Here is a 14,371-nt window from a genome sequence, read left to right on the forward strand (position 1 = left end):
GAAAACGCGTCAAAACAAGAATCTAGAGCTCCGGTTCTGATTCTATCAGAACCGGAATTGCTCTAGGATCGCGCCGCTCACGCCGGAGTTCAGCCAATCATGACATTGCAAACCGTTTCTTTCATCCGCTCGCATGGCGGCACCCAGGGCGTCTACAAGCACGCCAGTCGCGAGACCGGAACCGACATGACCTTTTCGATCTTCGTGCCGCCTCACCCGGAGAGCGCAAGGCTGCCGGTGGTATGGTATCTGTCCGGCCTGACCTGCACCCATGCCAATGTCACCGAGAAGGGCGAATTCCGCGCCGCCTGTGCCGAATTGGGATTGATCCTTGTGGCCCCGGATACCAGCCCGCGCGGCGACCAGGTGCCGGGCGATCCCGCCAACGCCTATGATTTCGGCCTCGGCGCCGGCTTCTATGTCGATGCGACGCAGCCGCCCTTTGCCAAGAATTACCGGATGTGGAGCTATGTGACGGAGGAATTGCCGGAACTGATCGCCGGCCACTTCCCGGTCGATGCCGCCCGGCAGTCGATCCTCGGTCACTCGATGGGCGGCCATGGCGCGCTAACTGTTGCTCTGCGCCATCCCGCGCGCTACCGCGCCGCCAGCGCGTTTTCGCCGATCGTCGCGCCCTCGCAGGTGCCATGGGGCACCAAGGCCCTGGGCGGATATCTGGGCGACGACAAGACGGCTTGGCGCCGGCATGACGCGGTGGCGCTGATCGAGGATGGCGCCCGATTTCCGGAACTGCTGGTCGATGTTGGCGATGCCGATCCGTTCCTGACCGAACAGCTTCGCCCGGAACTGCTGCAGGCGGCCTGCGACCAGGCCGGCATCGCGCTGACGCTGCGCCGCCAGCCCGGCTATGACCACAGCTACTACTTCATCTCCACCTTCATGGCCGACCACCTGCGCTGGCACGCCGCACGGTTGGCCAAATAGAGCCAGCCTATTATGGCTGCGGCGCACCGTAATTCGGCGCCAGCAACCGATTGCGGACCAGATAGCTGATCGCGCGCGACCAGGACTCGTCGGTATTGCCACGCATATCGGCGCTTGCGGCGGTGACGAGGCGCCCGGTATGGGCATTGCGCAGGTAGATATTGACGTTGAGAATGAGGTTGGAGACCTTCTGGACCACGCCGGTCATCGCCAGATCGGCGCCGAGCTGCTGGGCATATTGCACGTCGCAGCCGCCGCAGGCCTGGAGATTGCGCCCGTGCGCCGCAGCATTGATCGGCGCGATATCGACCAGATGGTATTTTCCGGATTGCACCAGTTCCCGGCGCAGCTGATCGCCGATCCGCGATAGCCGATCCTGCTCCTCGCTGCGCGGACCATCGACCTCGCCCTGCAGGCTGGTATCGATCATTTCAAAGTCGAACACCGCAAGTCTGGACGGATCCGCGCGCGCCGGCACGGCACCGCTCAGCATCAGCGCGAGGCACAGCAGCAGCGCTCTCATCACGGTGATCACCACGCGAGGAAAATCAGGGTTGCAAGCTAGGACAATTCAGTCATGTTTCAAGTCAACAATCCTTGCAGGCCAGGCCGGGCGCCGCGACTGGTTCAGTCGAGGAGAAATTTCAGGGAGGCACCATGATCCGATGGTTGATCGGTGCAATCGGCCTATCCGTCATGGTCAGCCACGCGCTGGCGGCCGAGCCCGTCGAGATCGGCATTGGTTATCTCGGCCGCGCCGGCGTCGCGCAGACATTGTCGCTGGTGCAACAGCCGGCCGCGGATAACGGCATCGCGGGCGCCCGATTGGCGATCGCCGATAACAACACCACCGGCAAATTCCTCAATCAGCACTTCACGCTCGACGAGGTCCGGCTCGGCGACAGCGACGATTCCGCAGCGGCCGCGACCGCGCTGGCCAGCCGCAACGGCTTCATCATCGCGGATCTTCCCGCCGACGCGCTGCTGAAGGCCGCCGATGCGCTGCGCGATCGCGGCACCGTCCTGTTCAATATCGGGGCGATCGACGATTCACTGCGCGAAGAACAATGCCGCCCCAATGTCATCCATGTCGCGCCCACCCGATCGATGCTCGCGGATGCGCTGGCGCAATATTTGGTGTGGAAGAAGTGGAATCGCTGGTTGCTGGTGCTGGGATCGCACGAGGACGACAAGAGCTACGCGGCCGCATTGCGCCGCGCCGCGGCGCGCTTCGGCGCCAAGATCGTCGAGGAACGGGTGTTCGAGGATAAGGGCGGCGCCCGCCGCACCGACAGCGGCGTCACCTTGATCCAGCGGCAAATCCCGGTATTCACCCAGCAGGCGCCGGCCTATGACGTGCTGGTGGCGGCGGACGAGAGCGAAGTCTTCGCATCCTATCTGCCGTACCGGATCTGGGATCCGCGCCCCGTCGCCGGCTCGGCCGGGCTGGTGCCGACCAGTTGGGATGCGGCGCAGGATCAATGGGGCGCGACCCAATTGCAGAGCCGTTTCGTCGAGCAGAATTCCCGACACATGACCGCGCTCGACATGCAAGCCTGGACCGCGGCGCGGATGATCGGCGAAGCCAGCTCCCGCCTGGGGTCCGGCGATCCGCGGCGCTCCCTCGCCTTCATGACAAGTCCGGAGTTTTCGCTCGCCGCCTTCAAGGGTCAGCGATTGACCCTGCGCGACTGGAATTTGCAGCTGCGCCAACCGATCCTGCTGGTCGACGGCCGCATGGTGGTGTCGGTGTCGCCGCAAGAGGGATTTCTGCATCAGTTTTCCGAACTCGATACGCTGGGCGTCGATCGCCCCGAAACCAAATGCAAGTTGAAGTGAGAGTCTGGCTCTAAAAGGGATTAATAGAATGAGGCCTTCAAGGTCGTCATTGCGAGGAGCTCTTGCGACGAAGCAATCCAGTCTGTGCTTGTCGCCCCTGGATTGCTTCGCGTTCGGACGGCGCGATGCGCCGTCCTCGGCTCGCAATGACGAAGTCAAGGTTGATTTTATCGGCTTCTATTTCGGTCAGGCTCCGAGGGCGCCGATGAGCGAACAGCACGATAAGCCTCGTGTGCCGGGCACGGTGCGTGTCGGCCGCGTGGCGACGCTGGTCGCCATCATTCTGGCGATGCTGTCTGTCGCCTCCCCCGCCTCTGCCTTCATCGCCTATGTGTCGAACGAGAAGAGCAACACCGTGTCGGTGATCGATACCGACGGCTGGCGCGTCACCGACACCATCAAGGTCGGGCAAAGGCCGCGCGGCATCGAATTCAGCAAGGACGGCAAGTTCGTGATGGTCGCGGTTGGCGATGACGACACCATCGAGGTGATCGATACCACCACCCACCAGATCGTCGACAAGCTGCCGTCGGGTCCCGATCCGGAACTGTTCACCCAGGATGATTCCGGCAAGACGCTGTATGTCGCCAATGAGAACGACAACACGGTGACGGTGATCGATCTCGTCAAGCGGGTCCGCGTCGGCGACATCCAGGTCGGCGTCGAGCCGGAGGGCATGGCGCTGAGCCCGGACGGCAAGACCCTGATCAACACCTCCGAAACCACCAATATGGCGCATTTCATCGACACCGCGACGCGAAAGAACGTCGCCAATGTGCTGGTCGATGCTCGGCCGCGCTTCGCCGCCTTCAAGCGCGACGGCTCGGAATTATGGGTCTCGTCGGAAATCGGCGGCACCGTGTCGGTGATCGATCCGGCCAAAGCCGCCGTGGTCGACAAGATCACTTTCGAGATTCCGGGCCTACGCCGCGAGGCGATCCAGCCGGTCGGCATCGGCATGACCAAGGATGGCAAGACCGCGTTCATCGCGCTGGGACCGGCCAACCGGGTCGCGGTGGTGGATGCCGCAACTCATAAGGTGAGTAAATATCTGCTGGTCGGACAGCGGGTCTGGCATATGGCCTTTACGCCTGACGAAAAATATCTGCTGGTGACCAATGGCGTCTCCAACGACGTCTCGGTGATCGACGTCGCCGCGCGCAAGGTCATCAAGACCATCCAGGTCGGCGAACTGCCCTGGGGCATCACCATGGCGCCGCAATGATCACAGCCGACGTCAATCATGTTGTTCGCACCGCGCCGGACGCGACGACGGGGCCTGATCCCGCGGCGATCCCGGCGCTATCGATCGCCGGACTCAGCCATAGCTACGGCGCGCGGCGCGCGCTGATCGACATCAGCTTCGCCGTCGCCCCGGCCAGTTTCACCGCTTTGCTCGGCCTCAACGGCGCCGGCAAGAGCACGCTGTTCACGCTGATCACCCGGCTGTTCGGCATTCAGGCCGGACGCATCGGCATCTTCGGCCATGACGTCGGCTCGGCACCCGGAGAAGCGCTGCGGCTGCTGGGCGTCGTATTCCAACCGCGCACCCTCGATCTCGATCTGTCGGTGACGCAGAACCTGCTCTATCACGCCGCGCTGCACGGCATCGATCGCCGCGAGGCCCGGCTGCGCAGCGGCGAGGTGCTGGCGCAGATCGATCTTGCCGACCGCGCCGCCAGCAAGGTCCGCGACTTGTCGGGCGGCCAGATGCGGCGGCTGGAAATCGCCCGCGCTTTGCTGCATCGCCCGCGCCTGTTGTTGCTCGACGAGGCCACCGTCGGGCTCGACGTCAAGGCCCGCGCCGCAATTCTGGGCCATGTCCGCCAGCTGGTCAGCGACCACGGCATCGGCGTGCTGTGGGCCACCCATCTGTTCGACGAGATCGCACCCGGCGACGATCTTGTGGTGCTGCACCAGGGTCGGGTGCTGGCGCATCGCGAGGTCACGGGCGTCGTCGCCGAAGCCGGTGCGCCGGACCTCAACGCCGCCTTCATGCGGCTGACCGGGAGCGCGGCGCCATGAGCACTACCACCGTCTCGCCGGCCCGAACCGGCTTCTCCGTCGCGCAATACCTCACCTGCCTGAACGGCATCGTCTGGCGCGAAGCGCTGCGCTTCCTGCATCAGCGCGAACGCTTCGTCTCGGCGCTGGTGCGGCCGCTGGTGTGGCTGTTCATTTTTGCCGCGGGCTTTCGTCAGGTGCTCGGCATCTCGATCATCCCGCCTTATGAAACCTACATCCTCTACGAGGTCTATATCGCGCCAGGTCTGATCGCGATGATCCAGCTGTTCAACGGCATGCAGTCGTCGCTGTCGATGGTCTATGACCGCGAGATGGGCAATATGCGCACATTGCTGGTCAGCCCGCTGCCGCGCGGCTATCTGCTGTTCTGCAAATTGCTCGCCGGCACCGCGGTATCGCTGCTGCAGGTCTATGCCTTCCTGCTGATCGCCTGGTTCTGGGATATCGCGCCGCCGCCGCTCGGCTATCTGACGGTGCTGCCGGCCTTGATGCTGTCGGGGCTGATGCTCGGCGCGCTGGGGATGCTGATCTCGTCCGGCGTCAAGCAGCTGGAGAATTTCGCCGGCGTGATGAACTTCGTGATCTTTCCGATGTTTTTCGCCTCATCCGCGCTGTATCCGCTGTGGCGCGTGCGCGAGGGCAGCCCGATCTTGTATTATGTCTGCCAGTTCAATCCGTTCACCCATGCGGTCGAGCTGATCCGCTTCGCGCTCTACGGACAGCTCAACTGGATATCGCTCGCCGTGGTCGGCGGCTGTACCGCCGTCTTCATCGTCGCGGCTATTTATGCCTATGATCCCTCGCGCGGCCTGATCCGCCGCGGCCCCGGAGGTGAGACATGAAATACCCGGTCGCAATCGCCGCCCTGTTGCTGGCGATGTCGAGCGGCGCCGGCTTCGCCGCTGACCCGCGCTACCCGGACTGGCCGTGCGCGCAGGCCAAGGTCCCGGAAATTTCGCTGGCAGCGGTGTGGGCCGGCCCGCCGCTCGACGAAATCGGCAGCAAATGGCAGGACGATCCCAAGGTCGACGCGCTGGTGCCGCTGCTGGCGGCGCGCAAGATCCCGCTCGACCAGGCCGAGCAGAAGATCACCGATTTTCTCGCCAGCCCGGCAACCGACAAGACCCATGCGGGCAAGCTATTGTTTGCCGGCCTGTTCGATACGCTCAACGCCGAGCGCTCCTCGGTGCTGAATGGCCTGGAAAGGATCACCCGTAAACAACGCGACGCCGCCGACAAGATCCGATCGGATGCCGATGGATTACGGGCGCTGCAGGATGCGACGCCACCCGATCAGGCCAAGATCGACGAACTCAACAATCAATTGACCTGGGAGACGCGGATATTCGAGGACCGGCGCCGGGTGATCAAATTCGTCTGCGAGGTCCCCACCGCGATCGACCAGCGTCTGTTCGGCCTTGGACGCGTGATCCAGCAGGAGATGGAATAGCGGACCGCCAACTGCCCGGATCAGTTCTCGGCGTCGTCGCGCGGCTTCGGCTGCGCCGGCGTCAAGGGCAGCAGCGCCTGCTCCCAGCCATCGGTGCCGTCCGGATACCAGGCGACATTCTTGTAGCCATAGGACAGCACGCGCTTGGCCGCGTTCCACGACATCCAGCAATCGGCCTGGCAATAGATCACCAGCAATCTGGACTTGTCGCCGCCGGAGGCGTCGGCCACGCCGCGCTTGAGATAGTGCTCGGTCGCCGATGACAGCGCGCCATAGCCGGTGTCGGGAAGCCAGATGCTGCCTGGAATGTCGAGTCGCGGCCGATCGCGCCAGATGGTGCCGGCTGGCAGATTTGGTGGCTTCGGCGCGCGCGGCAGCACGTCGATGAAGGCCGCCTGCCCGGCGCTCCAGATCGCCTCGGCCTGCTCGGTCGACACCACGCGGGCGCCTTTCAGCGTGGCCGGGACTGGCGCCCGATAATGCTCCCACCGATAATCGTCCGGCTCCGGCGCGATGTCGCGCGCCAGCAGCGGGGCCGTGCCCACCACCAGCGCAAGAACTGCACCGGCCGCCCTCCAGTTCATGGCGACTTGGTGGTGGCGGCCGCGGCGATCGGTCGGTCGTTCTCATCCAGCAGCGGAACGCCGAAATCGAGCAAGATCTTGTTGATGGCCGGCTGGTTCTCCTCGATCAGCCGGTTGAGCTGGCGTTTCCAGTTCTGCTCTGCCGGCCGCACACCCATGCCGATACGGTAGACCAGTTTGGGTCCGGCGGTCTCCTTAAGCAGCGGCGTGACATGCAGCGCCGGATTTTCCTGTTTGGCGTAGTAGCCCGCCATCGGTCCCCACAGGATCGCCACGTCAATCTCACCCGCCATCAGATCCTTGATCATCGCGACCGCCGAGGATTCCTTGCGAGTGTCGATCACCAGCGGATAGGGCTTGGCATTTGTCATCAGCCCATTGGCGGCCATGTTGGTGGCGGGCGGCGTGCCCGCGACGATGCCGATATGCTTGGTCTTCAGCCGCGGATCTTCCAGCGTGGTGATATCCTCGAGCCCGCTGCCCGGCTTGACCACCACCGCATAGGCCGTTCGATAATAGGGATTGGTGCCCTGCACCAATTCGTCGCCCTGGGGAAACCCCATGATGACATCGCAGCGATGCGCGCCCAGCGTCATCCGAACGAAACCGGTGGCCTGCGGGAAATACATGTAGTCCAGTTTCTTGTGCATCTTTTCGGCGAATAATTCGGCAATCTTGTTCTCGATGCCCTCGCCCTTGTCGTTGGAAAACGGCAGATTGTGCGGATCAGCGCAAACCCGCAGCACCTTGGGATCGACCAGTTCGATCGACAGATCGGTCGCATCACCGGACTGCGCCCAGCATGCCACAGGGCCGCTGAGCGCGCCGGCAAGCCCGAGAAGCACAATCAGCGGCCAGCGATTCCGGGTGGGAGATCTCATCGAACCATGCACGGTTTGCCTGCCAATCTTCGCAAAATTTCACAGAGATCGGCCATCGCAAGCAACCGACGCTCATCGGGATGGTAGCGCAAACAAGTTAAGCCCCTCGCCCGCGGCCCGCAACCGGAATATCCTTACTACGCGCTTGACTACGCGCTTGCTACATTCATGTTGCGTCGCAGCGGACATCGATGACGCAGCGCGTCGTGAGTTTCTCGCGTCGTCCCACAGGGAGATCGGCAGAATGGTTGCTCTCGCGGCTCTGATCGTTGCATTCATCATGCTTGGATCGCCCTCTTCATGGGCACAACAACCGCAATTGCCGGTCACCGAGATCGCCCCCGGCGTCTTCGTTCATATCGGCGTCCATCAATTGATGACGCAGCAGAACGCGGGCGCGATCGCCAATCTCGGCTTTGTGATCGGTCGCGATGCGGTGGCGGTGATCGACACCGGCGGCAGCGTTGTCGAAGGCAATCAGTTGCGCGCGGCGATCCGCAGCCACACCGACAAGCCGATCCGCTACGTCATCAATACCCATGGCCATCCCGATCACGTGTTCGGCAACGCGGCCTTCGTAAAGGACGGCGTCACCTTTGTCGGCCACCACAACCTGCCGAAGGCGCTGGCCACCCGCGGGCCGTTCTATCTCCAGGCGTTCCGCCGAACCATGGGCGACGCGCTGATCGATCAGGTCGCGCTGATTCCACCGACATTGCTTGTCGACGGTGCGCTCAACCTCGATCTCGGCGACCGGGTTCTGGCGCTACGGGCCTGGCCGGCCGCGCACAGCGACAGCGATCTCACCGTGCTCGATACGCAAAGCGGAACGTTGTTCGCTGGCGATCTCGTGTTCCTCGGCCATACGCCGGTGCTGGACGGCAATCTGCGCGGCTGGCTTGGCGTGATCGACGAACTCCGTCAGCTTCCCGCCAAGCGCGTGGTTCCGGGCCACGGCGCCGTGAGCCCATGGCCGGCCGCCCTCGCCGACGAAAGCCGCTATCTCAACACGCTCACAACCGATATTCGTGCGGCGGTCGCCCGCGGTCAGTCGATCCGGGCCGCCGCCGACACCGCAGCGGCCTCCGAACGGTCGCGATGGCAATTGTTCGATGACTTCAATGCGCGCAACGCAACTGCAGCATTTTCGCAAATTGAATGGGAATAGCAGACGTATCAGCGTATAGTACCATCGCAACTCCGCCTTTCGAGAGGGGGTCATCATGTTCGGACGCCACCTAGGCTTACTCTGCGTCGCCGGCTTGTTGAGTGCTTTGCCCATTGGGACTGTCGCTGCCGCGGCGGAGGCCGAGGCCGAGGCCTATGATCCTTGGCCGGATCTCGCCCAGGAGATTTTCCAACGTCGGCCGATCAATGACGGCGCCAAGGTGATCGCCATCGACATGCCCTATCGCGCCGAAGATGCGGCGATCGTTCCGGTGACAATGCGGGTACTGCTGTCGCCGGCCGACGCCCGCCAGGTCCGGAAGCTGACCTTGGTGATCGATCAAAACCCCGCGCCGATGGCCGCAAAGTTCGATTTCGGGCCGGACGCCAAGATTTCTGAAATCTCGACCCGGGTCCGCGTCAACAACTATACCAACGTCCATGCGGTGGCCGAGTTGAGCGATGGCAAGCTGTATATGGCGAAGACCTACGTCAAGGCGTCCGGCGGATGTTCGGCGCCGGCCGCCAAGACCGCCGACGCGCGGGACCAGCTGGGCCAGATGCGATACCGGCAATTCGCCAAGGCGGGTGCGGGCGCCGCCAGCGGCGCCCGCGAGGTCCAGATCATGATCGGACACCCCAATAATTCCGGCCTGCAGATGGATCAGCTGACCCAGCTCTATACGCCGGCCTTCTTCATCAATGAGTTGCGGCTGTGGCAGGACGACAGCCTGGTGCTGGCGATGGAGGGCGGCATTTCGATCTCGGAAAACCCCAATCTGCGTTTCACCTACGTGTCGAACGGAGCCAAGCAGTTCCGCGCCGAGGCCAAGGACACCGAAGGCCACGTGTTCGAGCATCAATGGAAAATCCAGGACCCCGGCACCTGATGCCCGCAGGGCGGCAACGTTGCTGCGGCACGGTCCGGTAGCCCACCCGGTCTGGGTCGCAATCCAAGTGACGTGGTTTGATCCGCGGTCGTTAGAAGCAACGCACCTCCGCTTCGGCCTGCGCGCGCCGCAGCTCGTTGAGGGCATTGGCCGCCTGTTCGGAGGTGCGGAACTGGCTGCCGAGATTGCCCCGGACCTGCGACAGGCTCAGAACGGTTTCCGCAGTGACATACCGCTCATAGGGCACTAGTGACGCAATGATGTCTACCGAGCAGGAACATTGTTCGATCGCCTGACGGGTCTCGCCATTGGCCTTCATGCAGCCGAAGACATATTCGGCCCGCGCCGAGGTCGGATAGTCATTGACCTGCTGCGCGCGCGCACCGCTCACTGCCGCCGACAATGTCAGCGGCAGCGTCGCCAGCATGGTGACAAGAAGTCGTCTCGCTCCATCAAAAGTCATGTCGTACTCCACCGCACGGCGTGAAACTTATGCTATGACTATCATGCTGGAAGAAGTCGTATGAGGAAACCGTTCGAGGGACAATGCGATTCCTTGTTAGTATGCTTGTCGCCGCGTGGCTGACGATCGCCTGGGCAGGAGCATGTTGCGCTGCGCAGACCGTCCGGGTTGCGGTGCAAAAGACCGGCACCCTGGCCTGGGAGATGTCGGTCATCCGCAGCCACGGCCTCGACAAGGAGGCCGGCCTGTCGATCCAAACGCTCGAACTTGCCAGTCCGGAGGCCGGCAAGATTGCGCTCCGCGCCCGCAATGCCGATATCATCGTGTCGGACTGGCTATGGGTCTCGCGCGAGCGCAGCCTCGGCGCCAAGCTGACCTTCTATCCCTATTCCAGCGCGCTCGGCGCAGTGATGGTGGCGGGCTCCTCGCCGATCCGGAGCCTGGCCGATCTCAAGGGCCGCACCCTTGCCGTCGCGGGCGGGCCGCTCGACAAGAGCTGGCTGCTGCTGCAAGCCCGGCTGAAACAACACGACATCGACCTGAAGTCGGAGGCGACCATCGTCTATGGCGCGCCGCCATTGCTGGCGGCAAAGATGCGCGGCGGGGAAATGGATGCGGTGCTCAATTATTGGAATTTCTCCGCAGGGTTGGAGTCCGATGGCTTCCGCCGCCTCGCCGGAATCGAGACCCTGCTGCCCGAGCTGGGCGCCAAAGGCCGTATCGCGATGCTCGGCTACGTCTTTCGTGAGTCATGGGCCAACGCCAATCCCGAGCTGGTCGCGCGCTTCATCGCCGTCGGCCGCAAGGCCAAGGAGACCTTGGCGACGTCGGATCCGGCGTGGGATAGCATCGCACCATTGACGGGTGTGACCGACGCCGCGACCCTGCGCGTGTATCGCGAACGCTATCGCGAGGGCATTCCGCGCCGTCCGATCGCCGACGAAGAGGCCGATGCCCGCGTGCTCTATCGCGTGCTGGCCGGCATCGGCGGCCGCCAATTGGTCGGGCCGGCGTCGGATCTCGAGCCCGGCACTTTCTATCACCCGATTCCGGGAGACTGAGGTGCTGCGCCTGCTGTCCTTTGCCCTGCTACTGGCCAGCTGGTGGATCGCCTCGCTGCTGATCGGCGATGCCAAGCTGCCGGCGCCACCCGCGGTTCTGGCGGCGATGTTGGCTGAGGCCAGATCCGGCGCGTTGTTTCTCAACCTTGGCATCACCTTGGTGCGCGTGGCCCTCGCCTTCACCCTGGCGATGAGTTTGGGCTCCGCGATCGGCTATCTGATGGGACGGGTGCGGCTGGCCGACCGGCTCGGCGATCCCTGGCTGATCCTACTGCTCAACCTGCCTGCCCTCGTCGTGATCGTGCTGGCCTATATCTGGGCCGGGCTGACCGAGGCCGCGGCGATCATGGCGATCGCCATCAACAAGCTTCCGACCGCCGTCGTCACGCTGCGGGAGGGAACGCGGGCGCTCGATCCCGCGCTCGAAGAGATGGCGACCGTGTTCGCGATCCCCCGTGGCACAACGTTTCGTCACGTCATCCTGCCGCAACTGGCACCCTATATCGCCGCCAGCGCCCGCTCCGGCCTGGCGCTGGTCTGGAAGATCGTGCTGGTCGCCGAATTGCTCGGACGCCCCGATGGCGTCGGTTTCGAAATCGGGGTGGCATTCCAACTGTTCGACATCCCGTTGCTGCTTGCCTATTCGCTGACCTTCGCGGCCGTGGTCCTCATCATCGAAACCTTGCTGGTGCAGCCGCTCGAAACCCGTTTGTTTCGGTGGCGCCCCCGTGCGGCTTGAGGTGAACATCACGCGCAAGTGCTATCAGAACGCCGCCGGCGAATGCACCGAGGTGCTGTCAAATCTGAATTTCGCGCTGGCCAGCGGCGAAGTCGGCGGCGTCATCGGCCCGTCGGGCTGCGGCAAGAGCACGATGCTGCGGATCTTGACCGGACTCGACCACGATTATCAGGGAACGGTGAACCGACCCGCCGACGCACGGATCGGCATCGTGTTCCAGGAGCCGCGCTTGCTGCCATGGCGCTCGGTCGAGGACAATGTCCGGCTGGCGGCGCCGCGGGCCGACGAGCCCGGGCTTGCGCGGCTGTTTGCGCAGCTCGAATTGACCGCCCACCGCAATCATTTTCCGCATGAATTGTCACTCGGCCTCGCCCGTCGCGTCGCGCTGGCCCGGGCCTTTGCAGTCGAGCCCGACATCCTCATTCTCGACGAACCGCTGGCGTCGCTCGACGCCGCCCTCGCCGCGACGCTACGCGACCAGATCGCCGCGCTGGTCGACAGCCGCGCGGTGACGACCGTGCTGGTGACCCACGACATCGACGACGCCGTCCGTCTCTGCGACCAATTGTTCTTCCTCTCGCCGCGGCCGGGTCGCGTGGTCGCCACCGTGCCCATTGGCATAGCCCGTGCCGCCCGCGGCGGCGCCGAACTGACCCGCATCAAGGCCGATCTCGCGGGACTGGATCTTGCAAACCTGTGACTGTCCGATCGCGGACACACAAACGTTGGGAGAAGACTATGTCGCGCATCGCATTGCCGCTCATCGCCACCCTGCTCGTCGCGCCGATTCCGCTGATCGCGCATGCCAAAGGCAAAGGCATCCGGCTGTGGAACCTGACCACCGCGACAATCTCGGGCTTTCAGCTGTCTGCCGCCGGCAACAGCGACTGGGGACCGAACCAGACCCTGAACGACAAGGACAAGGAGGTTGACCACGACGAACGGCTGCGCATCACCGGCGTCGGCCCCGGGCGCTACGACGCCAAGGTCGGCTTCCCGGACGGGCGGCAATGTCAGGTGCGTAATATCGAGATCAAGGCCGACGCGGTGTTTCTGATCGAAGACAAGGATCTCACCGACTGCAATAAATAGCCAGCGCCAGCCCCAATCAGCCAGCCGATGCCGGAGCGCCGGCCCGGTCATTGCTGTGCGGATATTCGCAACGCCATTTCACCGCGTGCCACTTCGGATGTTCGCCGACCCATTTGGCAATGTAGGGCTGCGCCCCCATCACACATTGCCGCAGCGGACCGTTATAGTTGAACACCATGTGGGTCTCTTCGCAGGCCGCCGGCGACAACACCGTACAGACCGTCACGATCAGTTCTACCGGATTCATGGCTGTTGATCCCTGGCTGATACTTGATTTGCTTAGCACGAAACGGCGGCGATACCGCCGACCCGTTTTCAATCCTGCGTGACGGACCCGGGCGCTTCCGGTTCCAGCCTAGAAATTGACGCCGAACACCAGCCGGGCCTGGTGCCGTTGGAAATCAACCAGATCGAGCCCGGCATGGGCCCCGGCTGGGCGGCCCCAGGCCTGACTGCTCCAACTGGCCGTCAGCCACGATACTTTCGACAGCTGGACATAGACGGTCGGGCCGACAAACAGCGCCTGACCCGAAAGATCATCCAAACCGATTGCCTGATAGCGCCGCAGATAGCGCGCCTCGCCACCGAGAAGGATGCCGGGAGAAACCCGCGCCATCATGCCCAAGGCCACGCCTGCCGTGGACTCCCGCTCGGTCCGGCCGCTGCCGACGACGCGGGTCCATTCCGGCTGATAGATCAGATTGACCGCGGCAATGACGGCGTTGGCCACCAATTCCCGGTCGACCGCCAGCGTCAACTCCGTGCCATAGCTGCGGACCGCCTCGGCGGTCGCATCATCGACACGGTCGGCATGGCTCTGCAGCCCGACCGTCAAGCCAAACGGCGCCGCCTGCCGATCGAGAAATCTGTAACGAAAATCAATCGACGCACCCTGCAAGGCCAATTGGCGGCGATTCTCCAGGTCGGGCACGCCAGCGATATTATGCGCAGCGAATGCCGCCCCCGCCTCGATTCGGAAATTTCGGGCGGGCACGAATTCCAGCTCGAACTCCTGCTCGATTGCGCGATATCTTCCTTGGCTCGCGCCCAACCGCCCCGTCGTCTGGCTCTGGAATTCCCGCTCGCCGGGATTGCCGACGTCGGCCCCGATCATGAATCCGAACAGATGCTCGGTATCGATATCCTCGCCATGCACCACACAAGGAAGCAGTGCTACGAGCCATGCTATTGCCAAGCCGAATATTCGTGAGCTGATCGTCATCCTGGTTTGCGCG

At 63.6% G+C, this 14,371-nt stretch carries 19 protein-coding genes; 13 read left to right on the plus strand and 6 right to left on the minus strand.

Translation table 11 applies throughout. The features are described from left to right. Nucleotides 1-99: 99 nt before the first annotated feature. The gene (gene fghA, locus RBJ75_RS09365) at nucleotides 100-945 is read left to right on the plus strand and encodes an S-formylglutathione hydrolase (protein WP_044417114.1); all 846 of its coding nucleotides are present in this window, start codon (nucleotides 100-102) and stop codon (nucleotides 943-945) included. A gap of 10 nt (nucleotides 946-955) precedes the next feature. Here fghA and RBJ75_RS09370 read toward each other — a convergent pair whose 3' ends face one another. Then, a complete protein-coding gene (locus tag RBJ75_RS09370; RefSeq protein ID WP_044417121.1) occupies nucleotides 956-1,468 on the minus strand; it encodes a DUF3280 domain-containing protein in 513 nt (170 codons plus the stop codon). A 134-nt stretch (nucleotides 1,469-1,602) separates the two neighbouring features. On the opposite strand from RBJ75_RS09370, the gene RBJ75_RS09375 reads away from it, so the two are divergent. The 5 genes from RBJ75_RS09375 (at nucleotide 1,603) to RBJ75_RS09395 (ending at nucleotide 6,259) form a co-directional block, all read left to right on the plus strand. Further along, the gene (locus RBJ75_RS09375; RefSeq protein WP_044417112.1) at nucleotides 1,603-2,784 is read left to right on the plus strand and encodes an ABC transporter substrate-binding protein; all 1,182 of its coding nucleotides are present in this window, start codon (nucleotides 1,603-1,605) and stop codon (nucleotides 2,782-2,784) included. A 289-nt stretch (nucleotides 2,785-3,073) separates the two neighbouring features. Then, nucleotides 3,074-4,009 (plus strand): YVTN family beta-propeller repeat protein, encoded by a 936-nt coding sequence (locus tag RBJ75_RS09380; protein ID WP_152647716.1) that lies wholly within the window; start codon nucleotides 3,074-3,076, stop codon nucleotides 4,007-4,009. Further along, entirely contained in the window at nucleotides 4,006-4,809 is an 804-nt protein-coding gene (locus RBJ75_RS09385; RefSeq protein WP_044411243.1) for an ATP-binding cassette domain-containing protein, read from the plus strand. The genes RBJ75_RS09380 and RBJ75_RS09385 overlap by 4 nt, the downstream gene beginning before the upstream one ends. Continuing rightward, complete coding sequence (locus RBJ75_RS09390; RefSeq protein ID WP_044411240.1) at nucleotides 4,806-5,651, plus strand: ABC transporter permease; 846 nt, start codon at nucleotides 4,806-4,808, stop codon at nucleotides 5,649-5,651. Before RBJ75_RS09385 ends, RBJ75_RS09390 begins: the two co-directional genes overlap by 4 nt. Then, nucleotides 5,648-6,259: a hypothetical protein gene (locus RBJ75_RS09395; protein ID WP_044411237.1), complete on the plus strand. Its 612-nt coding sequence runs from the start codon at nucleotides 5,648-5,650 to the stop codon at nucleotides 6,257-6,259. The genes RBJ75_RS09390 and RBJ75_RS09395 overlap by 4 nt, the downstream gene beginning before the upstream one ends. 20 nt (nucleotides 6,260-6,279) lie before the next feature. Here the strand turns inward: RBJ75_RS09395 and RBJ75_RS09400 are convergent, their stop codons facing one another. Both RBJ75_RS09400 and RBJ75_RS09405 read right to left on the minus strand, forming a co-directional pair. Next, nucleotides 6,280-6,843: a PQQ-dependent catabolism-associated CXXCW motif protein gene (locus tag RBJ75_RS09400; RefSeq protein WP_276156945.1), complete on the minus strand. Its 564-nt coding sequence runs from the start codon at nucleotides 6,841-6,843 to the stop codon at nucleotides 6,280-6,282. Continuing rightward, nucleotides 6,840-7,724, minus strand: a complete 885-nt coding sequence (locus tag RBJ75_RS09405) for a substrate-binding domain-containing protein (protein ID WP_044405787.1) — start codon at nucleotides 7,722-7,724, stop codon at nucleotides 6,840-6,842. The genes RBJ75_RS09400 and RBJ75_RS09405 overlap by 4 nt, the downstream gene beginning before the upstream one ends. A 244-nt stretch (nucleotides 7,725-7,968) precedes the next feature. Here RBJ75_RS09405 and RBJ75_RS09410 point away from each other — a divergent pair, with 244 nt between their 5' ends. Both RBJ75_RS09410 and RBJ75_RS09415 read left to right on the plus strand, forming a co-directional pair. Beyond that, nucleotides 7,969-8,892 (plus strand): quinoprotein relay system zinc metallohydrolase 2, encoded by a 924-nt coding sequence (locus tag RBJ75_RS09410; protein WP_044405790.1) that lies wholly within the window; start codon nucleotides 7,969-7,971, stop codon nucleotides 8,890-8,892. 55 nt (nucleotides 8,893-8,947) lie between these two features. After that, nucleotides 8,948-9,781 (plus strand): quinoprotein dehydrogenase-associated SoxYZ-like carrier, encoded by an 834-nt coding sequence (locus tag RBJ75_RS09415; protein ID WP_080900867.1) that lies wholly within the window; start codon nucleotides 8,948-8,950, stop codon nucleotides 9,779-9,781. 91 nt (nucleotides 9,782-9,872) lie between these two features. Here the strand turns inward: RBJ75_RS09415 and RBJ75_RS09420 are convergent, their stop codons facing one another. Beyond that, nucleotides 9,873-10,208, minus strand: coding sequence for a hypothetical protein (locus tag RBJ75_RS09420; RefSeq protein ID WP_044405794.1), 336 nt, complete (start codon nucleotides 10,206-10,208; stop codon nucleotides 9,873-9,875). Nucleotides 10,209-10,345: 137 nt separating this feature from the next. Between RBJ75_RS09420 and RBJ75_RS09425 the strand changes: the two genes are divergently transcribed. The 4 genes from RBJ75_RS09425 to RBJ75_RS09440 are packed head-to-tail and all read left to right on the plus strand — an operon-like array spanning nucleotide 10,346 to nucleotide 13,136. After that, a complete protein-coding gene (locus tag RBJ75_RS09425) occupies nucleotides 10,346-11,305 on the plus strand; it encodes an ABC transporter substrate-binding protein (protein WP_276156589.1) in 960 nt (319 codons plus the stop codon). 1 nt (nucleotide 11,306) lies between these two features. Beyond that, the gene (locus RBJ75_RS09430; RefSeq protein ID WP_044409324.1) at nucleotides 11,307-12,044 is read left to right on the plus strand and encodes an ABC transporter permease; all 738 of its coding nucleotides are present in this window, start codon (nucleotides 11,307-11,309) and stop codon (nucleotides 12,042-12,044) included. Beyond that, the gene (locus RBJ75_RS09435) at nucleotides 12,034-12,744 is read left to right on the plus strand and encodes an ABC transporter ATP-binding protein (RefSeq protein ID WP_044409322.1); all 711 of its coding nucleotides are present in this window, start codon (nucleotides 12,034-12,036) and stop codon (nucleotides 12,742-12,744) included. Before RBJ75_RS09430 ends, RBJ75_RS09435 begins: the two co-directional genes overlap by 11 nt. A gap of 38 nt (nucleotides 12,745-12,782) precedes the next feature. Beyond that, nucleotides 12,783-13,136, plus strand: a complete 354-nt coding sequence (locus tag RBJ75_RS09440) for a hypothetical protein (protein WP_044409319.1) — start codon at nucleotides 12,783-12,785, stop codon at nucleotides 13,134-13,136. Nucleotides 13,137-13,152: 16 nt separating this feature from the next. On the opposite strand, the gene RBJ75_RS09445 is transcribed toward RBJ75_RS09440, so the two are convergent. Beyond that, entirely contained in the window at nucleotides 13,153-13,383 is a 231-nt protein-coding gene (locus tag RBJ75_RS09445; RefSeq protein WP_044409310.1) for a hypothetical protein, read from the minus strand. Nucleotides 13,384-13,491: 108 nt separating this feature from the next. Then, nucleotides 13,492-13,893 carry a hypothetical protein gene (locus RBJ75_RS09450; RefSeq protein WP_234707379.1) on the minus strand — a complete coding sequence of 134 codons (402 nt, stop codon included), beginning with the start codon at nucleotides 13,891-13,893 and terminating at the stop codon, nucleotides 13,492-13,494. Between the two features lie 54 nt (nucleotides 13,894-13,947). Between RBJ75_RS09450 and RBJ75_RS09455 the strand changes: the two genes are divergently transcribed. Beyond that, on the plus strand, nucleotides 13,948-14,346 hold the full coding sequence (locus tag RBJ75_RS09455; protein ID WP_234707378.1) for a hypothetical protein: 399 nt from the start codon (nucleotides 13,948-13,950) through the stop codon (nucleotides 14,344-14,346). The last annotated feature ends 25 nt before the right edge of the window (nucleotides 14,347-14,371 follow it).

The sequence above is a fragment of the Rhodopseudomonas sp. BAL398 genome (assembly GCF_033001325.1).
Classification (GTDB): domain Bacteria; phylum Pseudomonadota; class Alphaproteobacteria; order Rhizobiales; family Xanthobacteraceae; genus JARJEH01.

Coding starts and splice junctions, on each gene's coding strand:
- fghA (WP_044417114.1), top strand. CDS start 100: ATGACATTGCAAACCGTTTCTTTCATCCGCTCGCATGGCGGCACCCAG.
- RBJ75_RS09370 (WP_044417121.1), bottom strand. CDS start 1,468: ATGAGAGCGCTGCTGCTGTGCCTCGCGCTGATGCTGAGCGGTGCCGTG.
- RBJ75_RS09375 (WP_044417112.1), top strand. CDS start 1,603: ATGATCCGATGGTTGATCGGTGCAATCGGCCTATCCGTCATGGTCAGC.
- RBJ75_RS09380 (WP_152647716.1), top strand. CDS start 3,074: ATGCTGTCTGTCGCCTCCCCCGCCTCTGCCTTCATCGCCTATGTGTCG.
- RBJ75_RS09385 (WP_044411243.1), top strand. CDS start 4,006: ATGATCACAGCCGACGTCAATCATGTTGTTCGCACCGCGCCGGACGCG.
- RBJ75_RS09390 (WP_044411240.1), top strand. CDS start 4,806: ATGAGCACTACCACCGTCTCGCCGGCCCGAACCGGCTTCTCCGTCGCG.
- RBJ75_RS09395 (WP_044411237.1), top strand. CDS start 5,648: ATGAAATACCCGGTCGCAATCGCCGCCCTGTTGCTGGCGATGTCGAGC.
- RBJ75_RS09400 (WP_276156945.1), bottom strand. CDS start 6,843: ATGAACTGGAGGGCGGCCGGTGCAGTTCTTGCGCTGGTGGTGGGCACG.
- RBJ75_RS09405 (WP_044405787.1), bottom strand. CDS start 7,724: ATGAGATCTCCCACCCGGAATCGCTGGCCGCTGATTGTGCTTCTCGGG.
- RBJ75_RS09410 (WP_044405790.1), top strand. CDS start 7,969: ATGGTTGCTCTCGCGGCTCTGATCGTTGCATTCATCATGCTTGGATCG.
- RBJ75_RS09415 (WP_080900867.1), top strand. CDS start 8,948: ATGTTCGGACGCCACCTAGGCTTACTCTGCGTCGCCGGCTTGTTGAGT.
- RBJ75_RS09420 (WP_044405794.1), bottom strand. CDS start 10,208: ATGCTGGCGACGCTGCCGCTGACATTGTCGGCGGCAGTGAGCGGTGCG.
- RBJ75_RS09425 (WP_276156589.1), top strand. CDS start 10,346: ATGCTTGTCGCCGCGTGGCTGACGATCGCCTGGGCAGGAGCATGTTGC.
- RBJ75_RS09440 (WP_044409319.1), top strand. CDS start 12,783: ATGTCGCGCATCGCATTGCCGCTCATCGCCACCCTGCTCGTCGCGCCG.
- RBJ75_RS09445 (WP_044409310.1), bottom strand. CDS start 13,383: ATGAATCCGGTAGAACTGATCGTGACGGTCTGTACGGTGTTGTCGCCG.
- RBJ75_RS09455 (WP_234707378.1), top strand. CDS start 13,948: ATGGCTCTGCAGCCCGACCGTCAAGCCAAACGGCGCCGCCTGCCGATC.